The sequence below is a fragment of the Bradyrhizobium sp. WBAH42 genome, assembly GCF_024585265.1.
In the GTDB taxonomy this organism is placed as follows: Bacteria; Pseudomonadota; Alphaproteobacteria; order Rhizobiales; family Xanthobacteraceae; genus Bradyrhizobium.
The window spans coordinates 4,903,233-4,925,248 of the sequence record NZ_CP036533.1; the positions used below are offsets into that span (position 1 = coordinate 4,903,233).

19 protein-coding genes and 1 pseudogene are annotated in these 22,016 nt (G+C 63.4%); 10 read left to right on the plus strand and 10 right to left on the minus strand.

The features are described 5' to 3' along the window. Positions 1-24 precede the first annotated feature (24 nt). Both DCG74_RS22885 and DCG74_RS22890 read left to right on the plus strand, forming a co-directional pair. A complete protein-coding gene (locus DCG74_RS22885) occupies positions 25-582 on the plus strand; it encodes a biotin transporter BioY (protein WP_172788700.1) in 558 nt (185 codons plus the stop codon). Positions 583-666: 84 nt separating this feature from the next. Beyond that, positions 667-2,001, plus strand: coding sequence for a dicarboxylate/amino acid:cation symporter (locus DCG74_RS22890; RefSeq protein WP_172788664.1), 1,335 nt, complete (start codon positions 667-669; stop codon positions 1,999-2,001). Between the two features lie 80 nt (positions 2,002-2,081). Here the strand turns inward: DCG74_RS22890 and DCG74_RS22895 are convergent, their stop codons facing one another. Then, entirely contained in the window at positions 2,082-3,314 is a 1,233-nt protein-coding gene (locus DCG74_RS22895; protein WP_172788665.1) for an FAD-binding oxidoreductase, read from the minus strand. Between the two features lie 66 nt (positions 3,315-3,380). Next, entirely contained in the window at positions 3,381-6,503 is a 3,123-nt protein-coding gene (locus DCG74_RS22900; protein ID WP_172788666.1) for a ribonuclease E/G, read from the minus strand. Between the two features lie 705 nt (positions 6,504-7,208). On the opposite strand from DCG74_RS22900, the gene DCG74_RS22905 reads away from it, so the two are divergent. The 4 genes and pseudogenes from DCG74_RS22905 to DCG74_RS22920 form a co-directional block, all read left to right on the plus strand. Further along, a complete protein-coding gene (locus DCG74_RS22905) occupies positions 7,209-8,504 on the plus strand; it encodes an N-acetylmuramoyl-L-alanine amidase (protein ID WP_172788667.1) in 1,296 nt (431 codons plus the stop codon). Between the two features lie 268 nt (positions 8,505-8,772). Then, positions 8,773-11,280: a penicillin-binding protein 1A gene (locus DCG74_RS22910; RefSeq protein WP_172788668.1), complete on the plus strand. Its 2,508-nt coding sequence runs from the start codon at positions 8,773-8,775 to the stop codon at positions 11,278-11,280. A gap of 169 nt (positions 11,281-11,449) precedes the next feature. Continuing rightward, a protein-coding gene (gene prfB, locus DCG74_RS22915) for a peptide chain release factor 2 (RefSeq protein ID WP_172788669.1) occupies positions 11,450-12,581 on the plus strand; the annotation gives its coding sequence in 2 pieces (ribosomal slippage) (positions 11,450-11,518 and positions 11,520-12,581; 1,131 coding nt in all). After that, positions 12,572-13,462 (plus strand): annotated as a pseudogene (locus tag DCG74_RS22920) (NAD(P)-dependent oxidoreductase); the annotation flags it as partial. The gene prfB and the pseudogene DCG74_RS22920, both read left to right, overlap by 10 nt. A gap of 106 nt (positions 13,463-13,568) precedes the next feature. Here the strand turns inward: DCG74_RS22920 and DCG74_RS22925 are convergent. Next, positions 13,569-14,090: a hypothetical protein gene (locus DCG74_RS22925; protein ID WP_172788671.1), complete on the minus strand. Its 522-nt coding sequence runs from the start codon at positions 14,088-14,090 to the stop codon at positions 13,569-13,571. 309 nt (positions 14,091-14,399) lie between these two features. On the opposite strand from DCG74_RS22925, the gene DCG74_RS22930 reads away from it, so the two are divergent. Further along, positions 14,400-15,407, plus strand: a complete 1,008-nt coding sequence (locus DCG74_RS22930) for an ABC transporter substrate-binding protein (RefSeq protein WP_172788672.1) — start codon at positions 14,400-14,402, stop codon at positions 15,405-15,407. Between the two features lie 159 nt (positions 15,408-15,566). Here DCG74_RS22930 and DCG74_RS22935 read toward each other — a convergent pair whose 3' ends face one another. From DCG74_RS22935 to ligD, 3 genes are all read right to left on the minus strand, one after another. Beyond that, positions 15,567-16,229 (minus strand): SOS response-associated peptidase, encoded by a 663-nt coding sequence (locus DCG74_RS22935; protein ID WP_172788673.1) that lies wholly within the window; start codon positions 16,227-16,229, stop codon positions 15,567-15,569. Between the two features lie 15 nt (positions 16,230-16,244). Next, on the minus strand, positions 16,245-16,658 hold the full coding sequence (locus tag DCG74_RS22940) for a hypothetical protein (protein WP_172788674.1): 414 nt from the start codon (positions 16,656-16,658) through the stop codon (positions 16,245-16,247). A gap of 118 nt (positions 16,659-16,776) precedes the next feature. After that, positions 16,777-17,700, minus strand: coding sequence for a non-homologous end-joining DNA ligase (gene ligD, locus DCG74_RS22945; RefSeq protein WP_172788675.1), 924 nt, complete (start codon positions 17,698-17,700; stop codon positions 16,777-16,779). 136 nt (positions 17,701-17,836) lie between these two features. Between ligD and DCG74_RS22950 the strand changes: the two genes are divergently transcribed. Continuing rightward, entirely contained in the window at positions 17,837-18,025 is a 189-nt protein-coding gene (locus tag DCG74_RS22950; protein ID WP_172788676.1) for a DUF3606 domain-containing protein, read from the plus strand. 55 nt (positions 18,026-18,080) lie between these two features. Here the strand turns inward: DCG74_RS22950 and DCG74_RS22955 are convergent, their stop codons facing one another. Further along, positions 18,081-18,689 carry a hypothetical protein gene (locus DCG74_RS22955; RefSeq protein WP_172788677.1) on the minus strand — a complete coding sequence of 203 codons (609 nt, stop codon included), beginning with the start codon at positions 18,687-18,689 and terminating at the stop codon, positions 18,081-18,083. A gap of 262 nt (positions 18,690-18,951) precedes the next feature. Here DCG74_RS22955 and DCG74_RS22960 point away from each other — a divergent pair, with 262 nt between their 5' ends. Together DCG74_RS22960 and DCG74_RS22965 are read left to right on the plus strand one after the other, a co-directional pair. Beyond that, positions 18,952-19,392: a hypothetical protein gene (locus DCG74_RS22960; RefSeq protein WP_175421760.1), complete on the plus strand. Its 441-nt coding sequence runs from the start codon at positions 18,952-18,954 to the stop codon at positions 19,390-19,392. Beyond that, complete coding sequence (locus DCG74_RS22965) at positions 19,389-19,589, plus strand: hypothetical protein (RefSeq protein WP_172788678.1); 201 nt, start codon at positions 19,389-19,391, stop codon at positions 19,587-19,589. The genes DCG74_RS22960 and DCG74_RS22965 overlap by 4 nt, the downstream gene beginning before the upstream one ends. 112 nt (positions 19,590-19,701) lie before the next feature. Here the strand turns inward: DCG74_RS22965 and DCG74_RS22970 are convergent, their stop codons facing one another. From DCG74_RS22970 to DCG74_RS22980, 3 genes are all read right to left on the minus strand, one after another. Then, complete coding sequence (locus DCG74_RS22970; RefSeq protein WP_257187404.1) at positions 19,702-20,025, minus strand: DUF6678 family protein; 324 nt, start codon at positions 20,023-20,025, stop codon at positions 19,702-19,704. A gap of 70 nt (positions 20,026-20,095) precedes the next feature. Continuing rightward, entirely contained in the window at positions 20,096-20,392 is a 297-nt protein-coding gene (locus DCG74_RS22975) for a hypothetical protein (RefSeq protein WP_210268499.1), read from the minus strand. 190 nt (positions 20,393-20,582) lie between these two features. Continuing rightward, positions 20,583-21,938 (minus strand): M23 family metallopeptidase, encoded by a 1,356-nt coding sequence (locus DCG74_RS22980; RefSeq protein WP_172788679.1) that lies wholly within the window; start codon positions 21,936-21,938, stop codon positions 20,583-20,585. Between the last annotated feature and the right edge of the window lie 78 nt (positions 21,939-22,016).

Consider the following 22,016-nt stretch of genomic DNA (forward strand, 5'->3'; position numbering starts at 1 on the left):
CCACATTCTTCTCTCGCCGCATTGATGTGGCCGACCCGACCGGGCGAAGCCGTCGGCACGCTGCGGGCCGTCGTGCTGATTGCGCTCGGCACCGCGTTGATGGCGCTGTCAGCCAAGGTGAATCTGCCGCTGCCCTACGTGCCGATGACGCTGCAGACGCTGGTGGTGCTGATGATCGGCGCCGCCTATGGCTGGCGCCTTGGCAGCGCAACCATGATCGCTTACCTCGCCGAGGGCGCGATCGGGCTGCCGGTGTTCGCCGGTCCCGTGGGTGGCATCGCACCGCTCGTCGGCCCGACCGCGGGCTATCTGTTCGGCTTCGTATTGGCTGCGTTCGTGACCGGCTGGCTCGCCGAGCGCGGCTGGGATCGCAGCGTGACGCTGCTGTTTGCGGCGATGGCTGCGGGCCACATCGTCATTCTCGCGACCGGGTTCGGCTGGCTGGCATTCGGCCTTGGTCTCGGCGCCGCCAAGGCCTGGCAGGTCGGCATCGTGCCGTTCATCGCGGCCTCACTGGTCAAGAATGCGCTCGGCGCGACCCTGATGCCGGCGGCGCGCCGGCTCGTCGAGCGCCGCGGGTAAAACGCGCCAACACGAGCAGTTCCAATTGACAGGGCCGGCCAAGTTGATCTTGGCTGGCCCAATGTTGTGAGGGGAGTGAAACTGATGACGACGACAACGATGGCGGGGGCGCCGGTCGCGCCGCCCGTTGCCAAGCCGTGGTACAAAGTCCTCTACGTCCAGGTGCTGATCGCCATCGTGCTCGGCGCCATCGTCGGATGGCTGTGGCCGACCGTCGCCACCAACGAATGGATCAAGGCGCTCGGCGACGGCTTCATCAAGCTGATCAAGATGGTGATCGCCCCGATCATCTTCTGCACCGTGGTCTCCGGCATCGCCCACATCCAGGACGCCAAGAAGGTCGGTCGTATCGGCGTCAAGGCGCTGGTCTATTTCGAGGTCGTCTCGACCTTCGCGCTGGTGATCGGTCTCGTTGTCGGCAATCTCGTCAAGCCGGGCTCCGGCTTCGGCAATGCGGCGGCAAACGAGGCAGCCGTTGCCAACTACGCCAAGCAGGCGGCCGGCCAGAAGTCCGTCGACTTCGTGCTGCACATCATTCCGGACACCGTGGTCGGCGCCTTCGCGCAAGGCGAGATTCTCCAGGTGCTGCTGTTCGCAGTGTTGTTCGGCTTCGCCTTGATGAGCCTCGGCGAGCGCGGCCACACCATCCGCAGCTTCATCGACGATGCCGCGCACGCGGTGTTCGGCGTCATCTCGATCGTGATGCGCGCGGCGCCGATCGGCGCGTTCGGTGCGATGGCCTATACGATCGGCAAGTTCGGCACCGGCGCGATCCTGAATCTGGTCGGCTTGATCGCGACGTTCTACGTCACGGCTGCGCTGTTCGTGTTCGTCGTGCTCGGCCTCATCGCGCGCATGGCGGGGTTCTCGATCTTCAGGTTCCTCGGCTACATCAAGGACGAGCTGCTGATCGTGCTCGGCACCTCGTCCTCGGAAAGCGCGCTGCCGTCCTTGATGGAGAAGCTGGAGCGGCTCGGCTGCTCCAAGTCGGTGGTCGGCCTCGTCGTGCCCACGGGTTACTCGTTCAACCTCGACGGCACCAACATCTACATGACGCTGGCGACGCTGTTCATCGCGCAGGCGCTCGGCGTCGAGCTCTCCTTCGGCCAGCAGATCACCATCCTAGTGGTGGCGATGCTGACCTCGAAGGGCGCCTCCGGCATCACCGGCGCGGGTTTCATCACGCTGGCGGCGACGCTCGCCGTGGTCGATCCGCGGCTCGTGCCGGGCATGGCAATCGTGCTCGGCATCGACAAGTTCATGAGCGAGTGCCGCGCGCTGACCAATCTGTGCGGCAACGGCGTCGCCTGCGTGATCGTCGCCTGGTGGGAAGGCGAGCTCGACCGCGACAAGCTCAAAGCCAACCTCGCCAAGGAGATCGATCCGACCGACATGGAGACGGCGATCACGACGGACTGATCCTTGCAGCGCGAGCTGCGCTGTCAGAGCTCGAAGTAATAGGGCTGGTCGAGATCCTCGATCAGCCCTTTTCCTTGAGGCTAGAACCGCTCCGGCCGATACGGCGTAGGATCGACCGCCGGAGTTTCGCCGCTCATCATCTCCGCGAGCAGGCGTCCGGTCGCCGGTCCCAGCGTGAAGCCCTGATGGCCGTGGCCGAAATTCATCCAGAGGCCGGGGTGGCGCGGGGCGGGGCCGAGCACCGGCAGCATGTCGGGCGTGCAAGGCCGCGTGCCGAACCACGGATCCGGCTCGGCCCGCTTGCCGAGGTCGATCAGCTCGCGCGCGGAGGCTTCGGCGCTGGCCAGCTGCACCGGCGTTGCCAATGCGTCCGCGCCCGTCAATTCCGCGCCGGTGGTGATGCGGATGCCCTTGGCCATCGGCCCCATGGCGTAGCCGCCGCTTTTGTCGATGAGGGGCAGGTCGAGCGAAGCGCCGCCGCTGTAATGCATGTGGTAGCCGCGCTTGCGCACCAGCGGGATGCGATAGCCGAACTTGTACAACAAATCGGGCGACCACGGCCCGAGCGTCACGACGGCGTGGGCCGCGTCGATGCGCCCCTCGTCGGTGTCGACCGACCAGCCGGTCGCGGTCTGCCGCAAGCTCTGCGCATCACCGAGCACGATCCTGCCGCCGAGGCGCGCGAACATCTCGGCATAGGCCGTGACCAGCGCGCCGGGGTCGGACACGGTCCAGGTGTCGAGCCAGTGGATCGCGCCCGGAAGATCGTCGCGCAGGATCGGCTCGGCCCTGGCAAGCTCGCTGCCCGACAGCACGCGATAGTTCACGCCGAATTCGCGCTGATCTTCCTCGGCGGCCTTGATCGATAGATCCAACGAAGCGCGATCGCGAAACAGCGCCCGGTAGCCGGCGCGGCGGATGAGATTGTCGGCATGCGCCTCGCGGATCAGGATGTCGTGCTCGGAAGTTGCGTAGGCGATCAGCCGTGCCCACGCCTCGATCGCCTCGCGATGCCGCTTCGGCGCCGAATGCCACCAATAGCGGAGCAGGGGCTCGATGTGCAGATGAAGCGAGGAGAGGCTGTAGCGCACGTCGTTGGTGCGGCCGGTCGCGATCTTCAGGAGCGAGGCGAGGTCGCGCGGCATCGGATAGGGGCGCACCGCTTCGGCCTGGATCATCCCGGCATTGCCGTAGCTGGTCTCGCGGCCCGGCTCGCGGCGATCGACCAGCGTCACCGACCAGCCGCGCTGCTGCAGATGCAGCGCGGCGCCCACGCCCACCATGCCGCCGCCGAGAATGATCGCGCTTTGCATTGCTGCTGACCTCATCAAAATCAAAACCGCCCGGTTTGGCCGGGCGGTTTCAACTCTTTTGTCCCTTTACTCGCCGCCGCCGAAACGGCGTGACCACCAGCCAGCCCGGCGCGGGGCGGTCGGGCTTTCGCTTGCCGCCTCCGGTGCGGGCTCAGCTGCCGGCGCGGGCGCAGCGACCGGCTCGGTCGCCTCCGCTGCCGGCGTTGCGGGCTCCGGCTGGCTGTTCAGCAGGAAGCTGACCTTTTCGCGCACGGTGGAGCGGCGCCGCGCGGCCCTGTCGCCGGCAAGCTCTTCGTCCGGCGTTGCGGCCGTCGTGGCGGGAGCCGGCTCCGGCTGCTGGGCCGGCGCCTCGGTCTGCATCTCCGCGCGCGGCTCGGGCTGCGCAACTTGCGGCTCGGTGCTGGGCTCGGCTTGCGCGATCGAGGGCGAAGCCTGGCCGCCGAAGCCATCGAAATCGGCGACTGCGTCGACGGCTTCCGGCGGCTGGCCGGTGCCGAGCTCGTCGCTGATGGAGCCGGCAAGACCTTCCTCGCCGCCACCGCGACGGCGGCGTCCGCCGCGGCGACCACGCCGGCGCCGGCGATCACTGCTGCCCTGCTGTTCGCCGCGGGCCGCCTGTTCCTCGCCTTCCTCACCGTCCTGCTCGGACTCGGTCTCGTCCTCGCCTTCGGCGGCGACCATCGCGGGCTCGGGCAGGATCGGCGCCGTATCGTCGCGCAACTCACCCTCGCGCTGGCCACCGCGACCACGCCGACGGCGACGGCGCTTGCGGCGCTGGCCGTCCTGCTCGGAGGCTGCCTCGCCGCCGGCTTGCTCGTCAGCAAGACCTTCGGTCTCGTCGGTCTCGACCTCGGATTCAGTCTCCAGGTCGAAGCCGTCCTCGTCGTCGTAGACTTCTTCGGCCAGCGGCGGCGGGCTCGCCGCGGCTTGGGCTGCAAGCAGCGCCTTGGCGGCTTCGAGCGTATGCACCTGCTCGCCGCGGTCGATCACATAGGCCTGCGGGCCGCTGACGCTAGCGTCGGCGATCACCGACAGCGTGACCTTGAAGCCGTTCTCGAGGTCGCGCAGATGGCCGCGCTTGTGGTTCAGCACATAGAGCGCGACGTCGGTGCGGGTGCGGACCACGAGATTGTGGGTCGCGCCCTTCATCAGGATCTCTTCGAGGCCGCGCAAGAGCTGCAGCGCCACCGAGGACACCGAGCGGACATGGCCGGTACCGCCGCAATGCGGGCACGGATCGGTCGAAGATTCCAGCACGCTGGCGCGGATGCGCTGGCGCGACATCTCGAGCAGGCCGAAATGCGAGATGCGGCCGACCTGGATGCGCGCGCGATCCTGCCTGAGGCAGTCGGACAGCTTACGCTCGACCGCGCGGTTGTTGCGCTTCTCGTCCATGTCGATGAAATCGATGACGATCAGGCCGGCGAGGTCGCGCAGGCGAAGCTGGCGGGCGACCTCTTCGGCCGCTTCCAGATTGGTCTTGAGCGCAGTGTCCTCGATATGGTGCTCGCGGGTCGAGCGGCCGGAGTTGACGTCGATCGAGACCAGCGCCTCGGTCTGGTTGATCACGATATAGCCGCCGGAGCGCAGCTGCACGGTCGGCGAGAACATCGCATCCAGCTGGCTCTCGACGCCCATGCGCGAGAACAGCGGCTGGCCGTCGCGATACTGCTTCACCGCGCTGACATTGGCGGGCATCAGCATCTTCATGAAGTCGCGGGCTTCGCGGTAGCCGGCTTCGCCGGCGACCTGGATCTCGTCGATCTCCTTGTTGTAGAGGTCGCGCAGCGAGCGCTTGATCAGCGAGCCTTCCTCGTAGACGAGGGTCGGGGCCTGCGACTTCAGCGTGAGGTCACGCACCGTCTCCCACATCCGGATCAGATATTCGAAGTCGCGCTTGATCTCGGGTTTGGTGCGGGAGGCGCCTGCGGTGCGCAGGATGATGCCCATGCCCTCGGGCACGTCGAGATCCTGCACCACTTCCTTCAAACGAGAACGGTCCTGCGCGCTGGTGATCTTGCGGCTGATGCCGCCGCCGCGTGCGGTGTTCGGCATCAGCACGGCATAACGGCCGGCGAGCGAGAGGTAGGTCGTCAGCGCCGCGCCCTTGTTGCCGCGCTCTTCCTTGACCACCTGCACCAGCATTACCTGGCGGCGCTTGATGACTTCCTGGATCTTGTACTGGCGGCGCGGACGGAAGGTGCGCTCCGGCACTTCCTCCAGCACGTCGTCGCCGCCGACGGATTCGACGACTTCCTCTTCGGCATCCTCGCCATCTTCCTCATCCTCGTCGTCGTCCTCACCGGCTTGTTCTTCACCGGCTTGGGCGGCCTCGGCATGCGGCGCTTCAGTGCTTTCGCCGGCGGCGTAAACGGCATCGGCCGGCTCGGCGGCCGACGTCACGGCTTCGGCCAGAGGCTCTGCCTGCGCTTCGGCGCCATGAGCTTCGGAAGCGGGAACGTCGAAGGTTGGGGCCGGCTGCGGCTCGGCAGCGGTCTCGACCGCGGGCTCGGCGCCGACCGCCGCGACAGGCGCGGGCGTCTCGCCGGCGCGATCATGGTCATGATGATCGCGCTCGTCCTCATGGCCGTGGGCGTCATCGTGAGCGTGATGGTGCTCGTGATCATGATGATGATCGTCATGATCACGGTCATGGTCGCCGTGATCGTGGCCCTCGTGCTCGCCGTGATGCTCCGTAGCGGCGTGCAGATGCTCGCCCTCGGCATGCTCGGGCTGCGCGGCGCCTTCGACCGGCTGGGCGGCGGGATCGGCGCCGGCCTCGAGGCCCTCGACGATGTCGCTGCGCACGCGCTCGCCATGACCGCGTCGGCGGGCGTTGCGGTGGCGCGAGCGGCGGCGCCCGTGCGAGCGATTTTCGCTCTCTTCCTCGGCCTCGCGATGGGCCTGTTCCTCGGCCTCGATCAGCGCCTGCCGGTCGGCGACCGGGATCTGGTAGTAATCGGGATGGATTTCGCTGAAGGCGAGGAAGCCGTGGCGATTGCCGCCATATTCGACGAAGGCGGCCTGGAGCGAGGGTTCGACCCTTGTGACCTTGGCGAGGTAGATATTCCCGCGCAGTTGCTTGCGTTGCGCGGTCTCGAAATCAAACTCTTCGACGCGATTGCCGCGGACCACGACGACCCGGGTCTCTTCCGGGTGGGTGGCATCGATCAACATCTTGTTGGGCATGTCTTAACTCTTGGCGGCGGCGGGCGCGATAAGCCGTGGGCGCGTATCGCGCCGCCGGGTGACGCGACGGTCCACCTGATTCGGGGGTGAGGGGAAGGCCGAAACGCCGTCTCTCGCGCCTTGCCGAACCGGAAGCTTCAGGACCATTGCGACGCGCGGGATTGTCACTCCGCAGCGTCGCGAATGCTCCTTCAGATTTCGTCGGCACAGTCTGGCGCATCAAGCGTCGGCCCGTATGAAACACTGGGCGGCGAGGCCGCCCTTCAATCAGTTGCTGCTGGCCAGGCACGGCGCGAGCGCGCTCGCCTTGGGGATCACGAACCGTCCCCTTGGGATCAAGGGACCGGGTAATGGGTTACGCCGCTGTCAGAACCGTCCCGGTAACATGAGTGGTAACCCGAGACCGTCCGCCGCCGGGGCTTGACCCGCTCCACCTCGCTGCCGCGCACCGCGCTGGTCTTAGAGGGAAACGGAAAACGCTGGAATTCCCAAACCTTGAGAGTTCCGGCGCTGCACCGGGAGGCTGAATGCGACACAACCGGAAATATCGGCCGTCAGCATTCCGTACATACGAGGAATGAGCCATCGGTGCAAGGGAGCGTCGCACGGCGGTCACAGTCGGAGAGTTTCGCGTTTCCGTCATTAAGGATCGATTAACCCTGTGGTTTTATTGCGTTAAGAGAGCTGCTCGGAGGCACGGAATTGGTGGCGAGCCGCACAAATCGACGGATTCTGCTGGGGGGCGTGTTGCTGTGCATCGCGGCATTGCCGTGTGCCGATTCCTCGCGCCTGATCGCCGCTGAACGCCGGCCGCAACCCGCTGCCGTCGCAGCGAATTTTCCGGTCGCCTCGGCCGCCCGGCTGGCCGGCGACGGCAAGCAGACCCGCTTCATCCTCGACCTCGACCAGACCGTTACCTTCCGCGCCGTCACGCTGGCCGACCCCTATCGCGTGGTGGTGGACGTGCCGCAGATGAATTTTCAGCTGCCCGCCGGGATCGGAAGCGGGGGGCGGGGGCTGGTGAAGGCCTTCCGCTACGGGCTCGTCATGCCCGGCGGCTCGCGAATCGTATTCGACCTGACCGGGCCGGCGAAGATCGCCAATTCCTACGTGCTGGAGGCGGCCAACGGCCAACCGGCTCGGCTCGTGCTCGAACTGGAGGAGGTCGACCGCACCGCCTTCGTGTCGTCGCTGCCGGTCGAAAACCGTCCCGAGCTGCGGCCCGCGATCGCCGAAGCGCCGCCTGCCACGGTTCCGAGCGCGCCGGCCCCCGATGGGGCGCAGCAGAAGCCCGACGGTCGCCCGGTGGTGGTGATCGATCCCGGCCATGGCGGCATCGACAACGGGACGCAATCGAGCGGCGAGAGCGAAAAGAACCTCGTGCTGGCGTTCGGCCTCGCGCTCCGCGACAAGCTGGAGAAGGCCGGCAAGTACCGCGTGGTGATGACGCGGGACGACGACACCTTCATTCCGCTCAATGACCGCACCAAGATCGCCCGCAATCTCAAGGCGGCCTTGTTCGTTTCGATCCACGCCGATGCGCTGCCGCGGGCCGAGGGCGATGCGCAGGGCGCGACCATCTATACGCTCTCCGACAAGGCGTCCGATGCCGAGGCCCAACGGCTGGCCGATGCGGAGAACCGCGCCGATGCGATCGCCGGCTTCAACCTCGCGGAGGAGCCGACCGATGTCGCCGACATCCTGATCGACCTCACGCAGCGCGAAACCCGCACCTTTTCAAACCGTTTTGCCCGCCTTTTGATGAGCGAAATGAAGCAGACGGTGCGGATGCACAAGCATCCCCTGAAGTCTGCCGGCTTCCGGGTCCTGAAGGCGCCCGACGTGCCCTCGGTGCTGGTCGAGATCGGCTACGTTTCCAACAAGGCGGATCTCGGGCACCTTGTCTCCGAGGGCTGGCGGTCTCGTGCCGTGGGCTCGATGGCCCAGGCGATCGACGGATTTTTGACCAAGCGGATGGCCACGGCCGGATCGTCAAATTGACGACCGGGGGGACGTCGAACTGAGCCGGCTTGTTGCTCCTGAGCCAAAGGCCCTAGTTTGGCCACAGCGGACGCTTTATAGAAAACCCGTAGCGGGTTCCGGAATCGGCGAGAATCCTGTTCGGCAAGCGTCTTAGGTCCGGCCTTGATGTGATTGCGTAAGCCGGTGAATTCGCGATGTGAGGTTGGCGCCAGTTTTGGGGTGCCAGTTTTTAGGTCCCATGGGCTGAATACTGGGCTGATCCAGAGTTTGAACGGATAAACAGATAATGCGCTTGCTGGTGCGGTTCATGGGCTTCCTGTTCGCCGCGGGAACAGTGGTGTTCCTTGTCGGTGTCGGGGCCGTGGCAGGCCTGATCTGGCATTTCTCCAAGGACTTGCCGGACTACTCTCAGCTTCAGGATTACGAGCCGCCGGTGATGACGCGCGTGCACGCGGTCGACGGTTCGCTGGTCGGCGAATACGCCAAGGAGCGACGGCTGTATCTACCGATCCAGGCAGTGCCAAAGCTCGTCATCAACGCGTTCCTCGCGGCCGAGGACAAGAATTTCTACGAGCATGGCGGCATCGACTACACCGGCATGGCGCGCGCAGGCCTGCTCTATCTCCAGAATTACGGCTCCAACCGGCGTCCGCAGGGTGCGTCCACGATCACCCAGCAGGTCGCCAAGAACTTCCTGCTCACCAACGAGGTCTCCTTCGCCCGCAAGATCAAGGAAGCCTTGCTGGCGATGCGCATCGAGAAGACCTATTCGAAGGACAAGATCCTCGAATTGTATCTCAACGAGATCTATCTCGGCCTCGGCGCCTACGGCATCGCGGCGGCCTCGCTGGTCTATTTCGACAAGTCGGTGAACGAGCTGACGGTGGCGGAAGCGTCCTATCTGGCGGCGCTGCCGAAGATGCCTGCGACGCTGCATCCGGTCCGCAACCGCGACCGCGCCATCGAGCGCCGAAATTACGTGATCGACCGTCTGGTGGAGAACGGCTGGATCAAGCAGGCCGACGCCGACAAGGCGCGCAAGGAGCCGCTCGCCGTCACCAGCCGCTCCAACGGCGCCCACACCTTCGCCGGCGAATATTTCGCCGAGGAAGTCCGCCGCGACATTTTCGAGCGCTACGGCGAGAAGAAGCTCTACGAGGGCGGCCTGTCGGTTCGCACCACGCTCAATCCGAAGATCCAGGTCATGGCGCGCAAGGCCATGGTCACCGGTCTCGTCAACTATGACGAGCAGCAGGGTTATCGCGGCGCCATCAGCAAGCTCGATATTTCGGGCGACTGGGGCGTGAAGCTCGCCGAGATCAAGTCGCTGTCCGACATCTCACCGTGGCGCATGGCGGTGGTGCTGGAGACCAGCGACCAGTCGGCGCGCATCGGCTTCCAGCCGAGCCGGGAGCTTGGCGGCGCCGTCAGCAAGCAGCGCGAGACCGGCATCGTCACGCTCGACGGCGTGCGTTGGGCGAGGGCCGCGCAAGGCAACGCCAAGGGCAAGACGCCGACCTCGGTGGCCCAAGTGCTCGCGCCCGGCGACGTGATCTATGCCGATCCGCTCTATTCCAAGGAGGGGCAGCCGGTCGAGGGCCAGTACCGTCTTCGCCAGATCCCGGAAGTCTCGGGCGCGATGGTGGTGATGGATCCCTGGACCGGCCGCGTGCTCGCGATGGTCGGCGGTTTCTCGTTCGACCAGAGCCAGTTCAATCGCGCCACGCAGGCCTATCGGCAGCCGGGTTCGTCGTTCAAGCCGATCGTCTATTCGGCCGCGCTCGACAACGGCTATACGCCCTCGACCGTCGTGCTCGACGCGCCGATCGAAATCGACCAGGGCCAGGGTGCCGGCGTGTGGCGGCCTGAAAACTTCTCCTCCGGCAAATTCCAGGGACCGGTGACGCTGCGCAATGCGCTGCGGCAGTCGCTCAACACGGTGACGGTGCGCCTCGCGCAGGACATCGGCATGCCGCTGATCGGCGAATATGCCCGCCGCTTCGGCGTCTATGACGAGCTGCCGAACTATCTCTCCTACGCGCTCGGCGCCGGCGAGACGACGGCGATGCGCATGGTCACGGCGTACTCGATGCTCGCCAATGGCGGCCGTCGCGTGAAGCCGACGCTGATCGACCGTATCCAGGACCGCTACGGGCGCACCATCTTCAAGCACGACCAGCGCGAATGCCGCGGCTGCGACGCGCCCGGCGGCTGGAAGAACCAGTCCGAGCCGCAGCTGATCGACCGCCGCGAGCAGGTGCTGGATTCCATGACCGCCTATCAGATCACCGAGCTGATGGAAGGCGTGGTCCAGGCCGGCACCGCGACCGTGATCAAGGAAGTCGGCAAGCCCGTCGCCGGCAAGACCGGCACCACCAACGAGGCCAAGGACGCCTGGTTCGTCGGCTTCTCGCCCGACGTCGCGGTCGCCATCTACATGGGCTACGACAAGCCGCGTCCGCTCGGCAAAGGCAACGCCGCAACCGGTGGCCATCTGGCGGCACCGATCGCGCGCGATTTCCTCAAGCTCGCGCTCGCCGACAAGCCCGCCGTTCCGTTCAAGGTGCCGGCCGGCATCAAGCTCGTCCGCGTCGTCGCCAAGACCGGCATGCGTGCCGGCCCCGGCGAGACCGGCGGAATCATTCTCGAAGCCTTCAAGCCGGGCACGGCGCCGCCGGATAATTACTCCGTCATCGGCGTTGCCGATGCCGACGGGCGCGGCGGCATGCCGGCCTCGCAACAGCAGCCGGATTCCGGTTTCCTCATGCGGCCGGGCACCGGCGGGCTGTGGTAGCGGATAACGCCGGATACGGACGAGGGGGGCGGTTGCGCTTTCGCGCCGCCGCCGTTACATCCCCAGCGCGGTGAGATGAACTGCATCGCGTCAGATTTTTGTTTGCGCATGATGCTTTCGGGAAAGCGCTGCACACTTTCCCGGATCATGCGCTAGACCAGAGAACAACATGCGCGCCGAAATCGAACGGTTGGTAGAAGAGATCAAGCAGTCAGTCGGGCTGCTGAGGAGGCATCTTTGACGTCGAGAAATCGACGGCGCGCCTCGCCGAGCTGAACAAGCTCGCAGAAGATCCCAATCTCTGGAACGACCCGCAGAAAGCCCAGAAGCTGATGCAGGAGCGCACCTCGCTGGAGGATGCGCTGTCGGGCATCGGCAAGGTCGAGCAGGAGCTCGACGACGACATCGGCATGATCGAGCTCGGCGAGGCCGAGGGCGATGACGGTGTCGTTGCCGAAGCCGAAGCTGCGCTGAAGAACCTCAAGAAGGAAGTGGCGCGGCGCGAGCTCGAGGCGCTGCTGTCGGGCGAAGCCGACCGCTTCGATTCCTATCTCGAAGTCCATGCCGGCGCCGGCGGCACCGAGAGCCAGGACTGGGCGCAGATGCTCCTGCGCATGTACACGCGCTGGGCCGAAACGCACGGCTTCAAGGTCGAGTACCTCGAAGAGTCCGAAGGCGAAGAGGCCGGCATCAAGTCGGCGACCATCCAGGTTTCCGGACACAACGCCTATGGCTGGCTGAAGACCGAAGCCGGCGTGCATCGCCTGGTGCGCATCTCGCCGTTCGATTCCAACGCACGGCGGCACACCTCGTTCTCGAGCGTGCAGGTGTTCCCCGTCATCGACGACAGCATCAAGATCGACATCAAGGAATCCGACGTCCGCGTCGACACCATGCGCTCGGGCGGTGCCGGCGGCCAGCACGTCAACAAGACCGAATCCGCGGTGCGCCTGACGCATATCCCGACCGGCGTCGCCGTGGTCTGCCAGGCCGGCCGCTCCCAGCACAAGAACCGGGCGCAGGCTTGGGACATGCTGCGCGCGCGTCTCTACGAGATCGAGCTGAAAAAGCGCGAGGAGAAGGCTGCCGCCGACCAGGCCGCCAAGACCGATATCGGCTGGGGCCACCAGATCCGCTCCTACGTGCTGCAGCCCTATCAGATGGTGAAGGATTTGCGCACGGGCGTGCAGACCTCCGACACTTCGGGCGTGCTCAACGGCGAGCTCGACGAGTTCATGGCCGCGACGCTGGCGCAGCGCGCCTTCGGCACCACGAGCGGCGACATCGAGGACGTGGACTAGCCATGCCCCGCGTCGCCTTCATCGGGCTTGGGCGGATGGGCCACGGCATGGCCGGCCGCTATCTCGATGCCGGCTTCACGGTGACGGTCTGGAATCGCAGCAAGGCAAAAGCCGAGGACCTGATCGCGCGCGGCGCGATCTGGGCGACCTCGCCGGAAGATGCCGCGATCGATGCCGACGCGGTCGTGACCATGGTCGCCGACGACGAGGCTTCGCGCGCGGTCTGGCTCGGGCCGCAAGGAGCGGCCAAGACGGCGAAGGCCGGCACCATCGCGATCGAATGCTCCACCGTCTCCTATGACCATTCCCGTGAGATGGGCCGCGAGCTCAACGCGCGCGGGCTGATTTACATCGATTGCCCCGTGACCGGATTGCCGGACGCGGCGGCGGCCGGGAAGCTGACGCTTCTGGTCGGCGCCGATGCGGCCGATCTCGAGCGCGCGCGGCCCTATCTCGAACCGATCGGCTCGACCATCCGCCATTTCGGCGCGGTCGGCTCCGGCACGGTCTACAAGCTCATCAACAATCTCATGGGTGCAATCCAGATCGCCGGCCTCGCCGAAGGCCTTGCGATTGCCGAGCAGGCTGGGCTCGACATGAACCTGGTGCTGGAATCGATCCAGGCGGGCGTCGCGGCAAGCCCGCAGGTCGCGCGCCACTCCAAGCGCATGGTCGCCCGCGATTTTTCCGGCGCGACCTTCACCGCAGCGCTGCGGCACAAGGATGCCGACTACGCCGTGAAGCTCGCCGAGAGCCTGCTCGCGGGCAAGCCGCTGGTCGCGCGCGCTGCGGTCGAGGCCTATGCGCAGGCGAAGGCGGTGATGCCTGATGATGATGAAGGGCGGATGATCGAGCTGGTGTCGCGGCCGAAGCAGCGGTAGGACGTGTACTCACAAACTTCTGCTTATCGATGCAAAGCGGAAGTCTCCGACCATGAAAGCTGTTTGGCTTCTGGACCCGAAGCGGACATGTCAGGCGGCCCGTTGGTCATTGATTGTCGCCAGTTTCAGCTTGCGTGGCCGCTACCAGCATGCGCTCTACAAGGCCGTCGAATTCGTACTTCCCGATTGAATCGGTCGCAGCAAGTTCATCGTAAGACTTGCTGTATTTGCTCGGCCAACCATGACGTAGTGCTTCATGAAGGACGCGCGCAGCAGCTTCGACCGCTTTTGCCGTCGGCGCTTCGATCAACGCAACCGCGGATTTACCGGCGCGCTCTCTCGTTAGCTGACTGTTTGCAGGAAGTGCGAGTTCTAATAGATGCTCCCTTAGGGCGGCGTCTGAATTGTAGTCGATGTCGTTGCGAGACACGATCAAATTAGCCCAGCGTTCGACGTCATGACGGCTCAAATCGCCGTCGCAATAACGACGAAGGATCGATGCCACATGCCTTCGTTCTAGGAGAACTAGAGGGAAGCTATCCCGTTCCAAACGGTCGAGAGTGAGCAGGATCTCCTCCAGCGGCTTTTTAAGCTCAAGCAGCTCGTGCAGCGCTGATTTTCTTTCCATGTATAAAAGCCCGGCTTCGGGTCAATGATCCAGTTGTAGCAGCCAAGGTTATCAATGTCAGCTTTTGGCCCGTTGCTGCCATGCTGGGTTGCCGGTTGGATGTCCGGGGTTGGCGGTGAACCAGACGTAACCAGCCGTAACCAGCCGTCGGTTCAAGGTCTCAGTTTGACCCTTAGCGGTCATGGCGCAACGCAGAATAGAGGGTTGCCGCGCTCGACTGCGCCTCCAACACCCGGGACTCCCATGCCGCGATGTGGTAATGCTTCGACCTTGGATTTAGCGTGGTCCTGAGCCTCTTTGGAGGGCTGCATGAGACGGCGCGATTTCATCAGTCTTCTTGGCGGTGCGGCGGTGGCATGGCCGCTCGCTGCGGCGGCACAGCAGAGCACCAATAAGAAACGTCTTGCCATCTTCAGCCCATCAGAGCCAAGCGCGGACTTGCATGAGAATAGCGAAAGCAAATTTTCTCGAACCTTATTCGCCGAGCTTCGGCGGTTGGGGCAGATCGAGGGAAAAAACGTCAAGGTCGAACGTTACGGCCGGGAGCAAAACACGTCCGGCCCCGAAGCCTTGGCGACAGAAATCGTTCGAAGCGACCCGGATGTCATCTGGGTTGTTGGCCCGGGCGCTGTCATCTTCAAAAAGCTAACATCGCGTATTCCCATCGTAGCGATAACTGGTGACCCCGTTAAGCAAGGGATCGCCGACAGTCTGGCTCATCCGGGCGGCAATTTCACGGGAGTTAGCGTCGACGCCGGTCCATCCCTTTATGGAAAACGGATCGCACTGCTGCGCGAGATGTTTCCAACGATGTCGAAACTTGGCTGTCTCATTCTTGGATTGCAATGGAATGGACCAATTACAGGTCCCGCAATCCGCGCGGCGGCCGAAACGACAGGCCTCCCTCTCGCGGTGTCTTTGCTAGAAATCGGTACCAGCGAAGCAGGCTATCGGGTGGCGGTCGAAAGCATCTCCCGCGAAGGTGCAGATGCGGTCATGGTCGTCGAGTCGCCTGAGCTCTTTCAAAACGCCGCTCTGATCGCCAAGTTGGTCGGCGAGGCGAAGCTTCCGACGATTTTTACACATCCTGAAGCCGTCGAAGCTGGGGGCTTAATGGCCTACTCCTTCGACCTGATCGAATTGTATAAGCGCGCCGCCAACACTATCGACGCAATTCTCCGAGGAGCAAACCCCGGCGACATCCCGATCTACCAAGTAACCAAACACGAGTTGTCCATCAACCTCAAGACAGCCAAGCAGCTGGGGCTTTCCGTACCTCCTGCGCTCCTCGCGAGCGCCGATAAGGTAATTGAGTGAACAAGCAAACGTCCGCTTCTGGCCCTTCTCGGACCTCACGCATTGTCTGCTTTCGCGCCGCTATCGGGAGGTAAGCGGACATAGCGGATCTTGTAAGTAGATTCGCTAAGCATCGTTTGACACGTCGGGCAAAACACCGGCAGAATGGTATCATTGGCGCTAGGCGATCACGTCTTCCTTTTCAGCCCCTCGCGCCACGATTTTCAATATGTTGTCTCCAAGCGGCCGCTGCAACGCCTTGGCTTCATCCCAAGGGGCTCGCAGCCACACGTCCCATTCTTCCGCGCTCGTCAGGATTACAGGCATGGCCTTGGGATGGATCGGTTCAACGACCGCGTTCGGGCTCGTCGTGAGAAACCCATAGACCTGATGCGGCCCCGGAACGGGTTTGGACTTCGTGCCTCGCTCGCCGTTGAACGTTGTCCAGATGCCGGCGAACGCGTAAAGGGGGCGCGCCTCTGCAAGCGCGAACCAGACAACGTCCTTCTTCTTCGTCTCCGGGTTCGGCTCGGGCGCATACTCGGCAAAGCTATTGGCGGGCACGAGGCAGCGGTGCTCGGGCTTGAGCCAGGCACGCCAATGCGGCGACGAGGTGTTGCGGATGTTGGTGACGGGCGGCCCGCCAGTGCGAGGCGGCGGCGGCATGCCCCAGCGCATCATCACCAGCTCGCGTTCGCCGGCGCCCGCTTCGCGGATGACCGGGGCCGGGTAATCCGGAAAGACGCCGGGCATCGGCGGCAAGTTGCCTTCGTAGCGACGAACGATGCGGAAGAGGTCGGCGATGGCCGCCTGATTGGTGGTTATCGAATATAGATTGCACATGGGTGATTTTGTCTCTTATCGCTCGCCCGGCCACCAGGTCGTAGGCGGTTGGCTGGCTGATATCTTTGTCGGCCGCAGCGCCACAAGCTCGCTGCGCTTGTAGGGACGCCCCCGCAGCTGCGAGCAATCCTTGCAGCGCATGTAGCGTTCGAGCTCGTGGATCGGAGTCGTTTTTGGCCGCCGAATGATTTCGAGCGCTATGGTCTGATTGGTATCGCAGCCATGACAGCGGACCTCGAGGTATGGATATCCTCCGTTGATCGCATCGCCGATCGTCGGCGAGGGCTGCGCCGGTCCCTTGTAACCGAGCATGCGGCTGTTCCAGGCCACGCAGGCGAGCTTGTCAGCTTCCTTGCGCGCCTCCCTGGCGCGCTCGGCTGACATCTTGATCTGAGTGCCGAAGAGATATTGGCGCGACTTCGTGGACATGCGGTCATCAAAGGCATGAGCCAACAGGGTTTGGCAAATTATCGATTCCTGGTAGGCGAGGGAGCCAGCGAGCTACTGCCTCTCGTGGCTGTGGAAAACCATGCCTGGCTATTCTCGGTCATAGGTCCTCTCGCAATCCCTTGAAGAATGGATGCCGCACCTTTCCCTCGGCGGACTTGGCGCGGTACTCGATTTCCGCGAGGAGCTTTGGCTCAACCCAGATGCCCTTGTGCGCGATACGCTTGGCGTAAGGCTGCGTCTTGCGCCGCAGTGGCTCCAGGCGCTTGCGCAGTTCGGCTGCTGATGTCTTGTCGAAGCCATGGTCAACCTTGCCGGCGTAGATGAGGTCATCGCCCTTGCGGCGGCCGAGATAGACGCCGTCCCACTTGCCTTCATCAAGCGCGAAGCCGGTGATGGTCAATGTCTCACGCTGCGCGCAGGTCGTCTTGACCCAATTGTTGCCGCGGCCAGAGTTGTAGACACTGTCGCGAACCTTGGAGACCACGCCCTCCAGCCCAACCTTGCAGGCATGGGCAAACATCTGGCGGCCGTCCATGTCAAAACTCTCGCTGAACTGCACGTCGGTGCCGGCGATGATCTTCTTCAGTTCGGCCTTGCGCTGAACCAGCGGGAGACTGCGGAGGTCTCGTCCGTTGAGATAGAGCAGGTCGAAAACTACGAGCACGAGTTTCGAGGACGTGCCCTTGAGCTCATTCTGAAGCACCGAGAAATCGGTCGTACCGTCAGCGGCCGGAACGACAATCTCTCCGTCGATGATCGCCGAGCCAGCCTTGATGTGCCACGCGTCCTCGGCGACCTTCTTGAAGCGCCGTGTCCAATCGTGCCCACGGCGGGTGTAGATGGTTACGGCCTCGTTCGCCAAATGCACCTGGACGCGATAGCCGTCAAACTTGATTTCGTGAATCCACCGTTCTCCGGAGGGCACCCTCGGGACAGAGGATGCCAAGGCCGGTTCAATAAAATCTGGGAAGGGCGCCTTGACGCCGATCGCCGGTGCACGTCGCTGACGCTGAGACGCCACTTACAACTCCACGCAACCAACTCATTTGATTCGAATCCTTTTGCGGGGATTCGTTCCGGCCTGGCGGCGCGACTAAACGAGACGCAAGGGAACCAACGGAATCTCAATGCGTTTTCGAAAAGCATGGAGGTGCAGCATGGCTAAGGCGAAGAAGCAGACCGCTCGCGGTCGCAAGCAGGACCGCGCGCGCGTGGCGGGCGGGCAGGATCACGAGGTGCGCTACGAAGCGAAGAAGACTCGCCGGTCGGCTTCGGCGGTGAAGAAGGCGGTCAAGAAGGTGGGCAGCAGTCGGAAGAAGGTGGAGCGGAAGCCGAAGCGGGGCTAAGTGGGAACAGCGAATGAACTGATCGCCGCTCCAGCAAGGGCCCCAAGCGCCACCTTCAGGGCTGTATAGGAGGCAACGGTGGCCATGATGGAATGTCTAGCTTGAGCTGCTCCTTCACTGAATGAGCAAGTTTTGCCACGCGGTCGCTTAATTCAACAATGCGATCTGCCGTAGAACAGATCTCATTGACGGTCTGTTTGCTGGCAGGCTTTGATCGCTCTTTGAAAATTGGATCGGAGGTCGTGCCCAGCGGAGCTAGGCTCCATTGATCAATGCTGAGAATAGTCTCACCGTCTTCGGCGGTCCGATATCTAGCATGACAGTAATAGTTGCGTACGGCAGTCAGAGCATCAAACAGTTGCAAACACTTCAGAATCTCGTTCTTTGTTTGATCATCCACGCCATCTTCATATCTCACCAGGTGGTGCAGCATCGTTAGGCGCCGACGAGTGCTTAGTACAGAAGCCCACGTAACATCAGCATTGCCATTTGATCGACCACCCAGGCAGAAGTAGATTGCGTAAAAGCACGTCTCGCAGTTCGCCCAGACCGCGATCAGTTTTCCTATGCTGATCAGGATTTGGCAGGTGAGGTCAAGGCCGGGCGGCAAAAGCGAATAAGTTGATTGATGCGACGGCATAAGACAGCTCTTGAAAAGTAGCATTTAGCATCGCCCCCGACGAGCGCAGGGCGAAGTCAAATACAATGGGCTTCGATAATTCTCACTTGCCGGCCGGTTATGCAAGCCGGCCGCACTGAAGCAAGAAGTCGCTTGCAAGATCCGACTAGCTTGACCCGTCGGGCAAAACACTGGCAGAATAGCATCATCGAGACGAGTTTGTTTGCACCCGCGCCGGTTCTCCCGCCGCGGGTTTTTTGCGTCTCGATCCAAGATGATCGGAGTAAATTTCAGACGGATTTTCCAAATGACTGAAGTGGTGAACTACAACCTTCTTTCCCAGAATGCTCTCGCGAGGGCGGCGGCCCGCCGCGCTCTAAAGCAGCGCACGCTAACCGAGATCAAATCCTTGGCGCGAACGCACACGAATGTCGCCATCAAGACCCTCGTGCAGATCGTGCGCAACAAGGACGCTCCCGCCCATGCCCGTGTGATGGCTGCCAACGCCATTCTCGATCGGGGATGGGGCAAGCCGTTGCAGCCGATTGCGAGCGAAGACGAGAACCCCATAAGGTTCGTGCACCGCATCGAACGGGTGATCGTGCATCCCGGCGACGACGTGACGATGGAGGCACATATCGAGGAGAGCGTGCGAGCACCGATCAGTGTGCTTGGCAGCCTCGGCGGGGTGCGCGATGAGGATGCCGATTATGAAGAGCTTTGGCTGGAGTCGCAGGAGCAGGCATGAGCGATATACTTCAGCAGTTGCTTCAAACGCGGGTTGAACCAGGGCCGAAACCCGAATGGCCGCGATGGATCGCCGACGCACTTGCTTACAAGCCTGAGAGTCCGGCGCTGGTGGACGCCTCGCCAACCAAGCCGGTCTCACCGGAGGCCGAGGATCAGCGCAATATTCGGCGATTGACCCGCGTATCGAACTCTTGAAGCTCAAGCCCGCGGGATACCGCGGGCTTTAGACTGCCGATGTCGGCTGCTGGGGTCCGAGTGGACATGTTCTAAGGGCCAGAGCATTTCGGCGTCTGACCCGAGGCGGCCCTCAATCTAGATAATCGACGGCTTGTCCCGGCAAGACGTACCCGTACACGCGGAAGCCATCACCGGTTTCCACTGCGGGCAGATGGATCTTTTTGAGGGCGCTTCCAACCTGTTGGCGGTGAGGCTGGTCGGTCGCGAAAATATCGACATACCGAATGTCGTCGTATCCGCCTTCTTGGAAGTGATAGAACCATTCGGCGTCCGGATTTGAGTAATATCCGTTGACCCTCATAATTCGATAGATTGTTGCCGATCCAATAGCGTACATGGCATCCCGCAATTCTCTCCACTTTGTATCGTTCATTACAGGATGAAGTTCAGCCACTCTTATCTCCGGTAGGTTCGCCTCGTCAGCAGCCTAACCTTCATATCAGGACATTGCGCTTTCGGTGAGATCATTCATAGAATGCTCCCGCGACAATGATCTTCGCTGCACGACGCCAGATATCAGGCGCCTTTGCCTCAAGACCGGACGTGTCCTGCGTCGCTTCGGCCCAGGCCGCCGCAGCTTCCAAAAAAGCCTCTATCGAACCATTTTCCCAGCCGTTAGCTCCGGGTCCGTATGGCGAGCTTGGGGCCGCCAATTCCTTCTGCTGCTCATCCCCCCGATCGAATGCCATTTTTCGCAGAAGTCGAATGAAACCCTGCTCGTCAGAAACGGCATCAGCTATCGACATCAAATCCTGAATCACTGGTCCTCCGAACTATCGAAATTTCGTCGAAGGTTATCACGACAGGCCGCAACGTCGCCTTATGGCCCATGGCTGCCGCGTCCCGCGGCCGAGGATATGTCGGCTATCAGGGGCAGACCCGACTATCTCAAACGTCATCACCGGAGAGGTCGGCCACCAGCGGAGTCAGTAAACAACCGGCCGCGCGGACCTAGCCCGCGCTGAGCCGCACGCCGGCGCGCAGGAATTTCTGCGGATCGACCGCTTCGCCTTCGATGCGGGTCTCGTAGTGCAGGTGCGGACCGGTGGAGCGGCCGGTCGAGCCGACGAGGCCGATGACCTGGCCGATCTTCACGACCTCGCCGACCTTGACGTTGATCTCGGAGAGATGGCCGTAGCGGGTCGAAAGCCCGTTGCCGTGATCGACCTCGACCATGCGGCCATAGCCGCCGGACCAGCCGGCGGAAACCACCTTGCCGTAGGCGGTGACGCGGACGGGGTCACCGCTGGCGGCGCGGAAATCGAGGCCGGTGTGCATCGCGGGCCGACCCAGGAAAGGATCGCTGCGCACACCGAAGCCCGAGGTGAACTCGACCTCGCCGATGACGGGCTTGCGGTAGGGCACCAGCGCCAGCGTGCGGTTGAGACGGTCCATCTCGGCGCGCGTGGTGTGGATGCGATAGAGCTGCTTCTCGAACGGTCCGGCATTCGCCGTCAGCTTGACGGGGACGAACGGTCCGCCCATCGCACTGCGCGGCACGGCGGCTTCGAGATGGGAAAGGTTCAGGCCGAGATCGCTGACCACGCTGCGCATCCGGCGCATGCGCGAATCCATGCTTTCCTCGACGGCACTGAGCGCCGCAATCTGGCGCCGCTCGACCTGATCAAGCGAGGTCGTGAGCCGGACCAGCACGTTGTCGAAACCCTGGTTCTTGGCGAACTGGCTGGTTGGCGCCGCCACGACGCTCGGCGCGCGCGATTCGAGGCGGGCTTCGCGATCCGGCGGTGCCACGAAGATCACGGTGTCGCTGATCGGCGACGGTTTGGGCGTGCTCGGGCTTGCATCGCTCCGCTGCGGGGCGGCGCGGGGAATCGAGCCGGTCACGTCGGGCATGGCGCCGAGCGCCGTGGCCCGGGACTCCAGCGCCGTCTGGCGCTTCATGATCTGGTCGAGCTTCTGGTCGAACTGTTCCTGGTCGAGCAACTGGCGGCTGGTGGTGCGATCGACCTTGGCGCGCAGCTCGGCGATGCGGTCCTCATAGGCGTATTGCATCTCGGCCTGACGGGCGATCAGCCTCGTGAGGACGTCGTCACGGAACGCGAAATAGGTGGCAGTGGCAGCCGACCACAGCCCAAGCAGCACCACGGTGCCGACCACGATCCAGAACACCACAGGCCCGAAGCGGACCTGCTTGCCGGCATGAACGATGGTGTAGGCATCGTCGGGGGCGGGCAGGGGAATCGCGGTTGCCGGCGCCGGGACACCCAGGCGACGCTGGAAGGCCCGTCCGTGGTCGTGGGGATGATGTTGGGGGTACTGCGAGTATTGGGCAGAACTTTTCGACATCGGCACTCCCGCGCCGGTCGGATGGGTTCCTTGCGGCTCAATTGCCGCAGCAATCTGGGCCGGTCATGGTTAATTTTC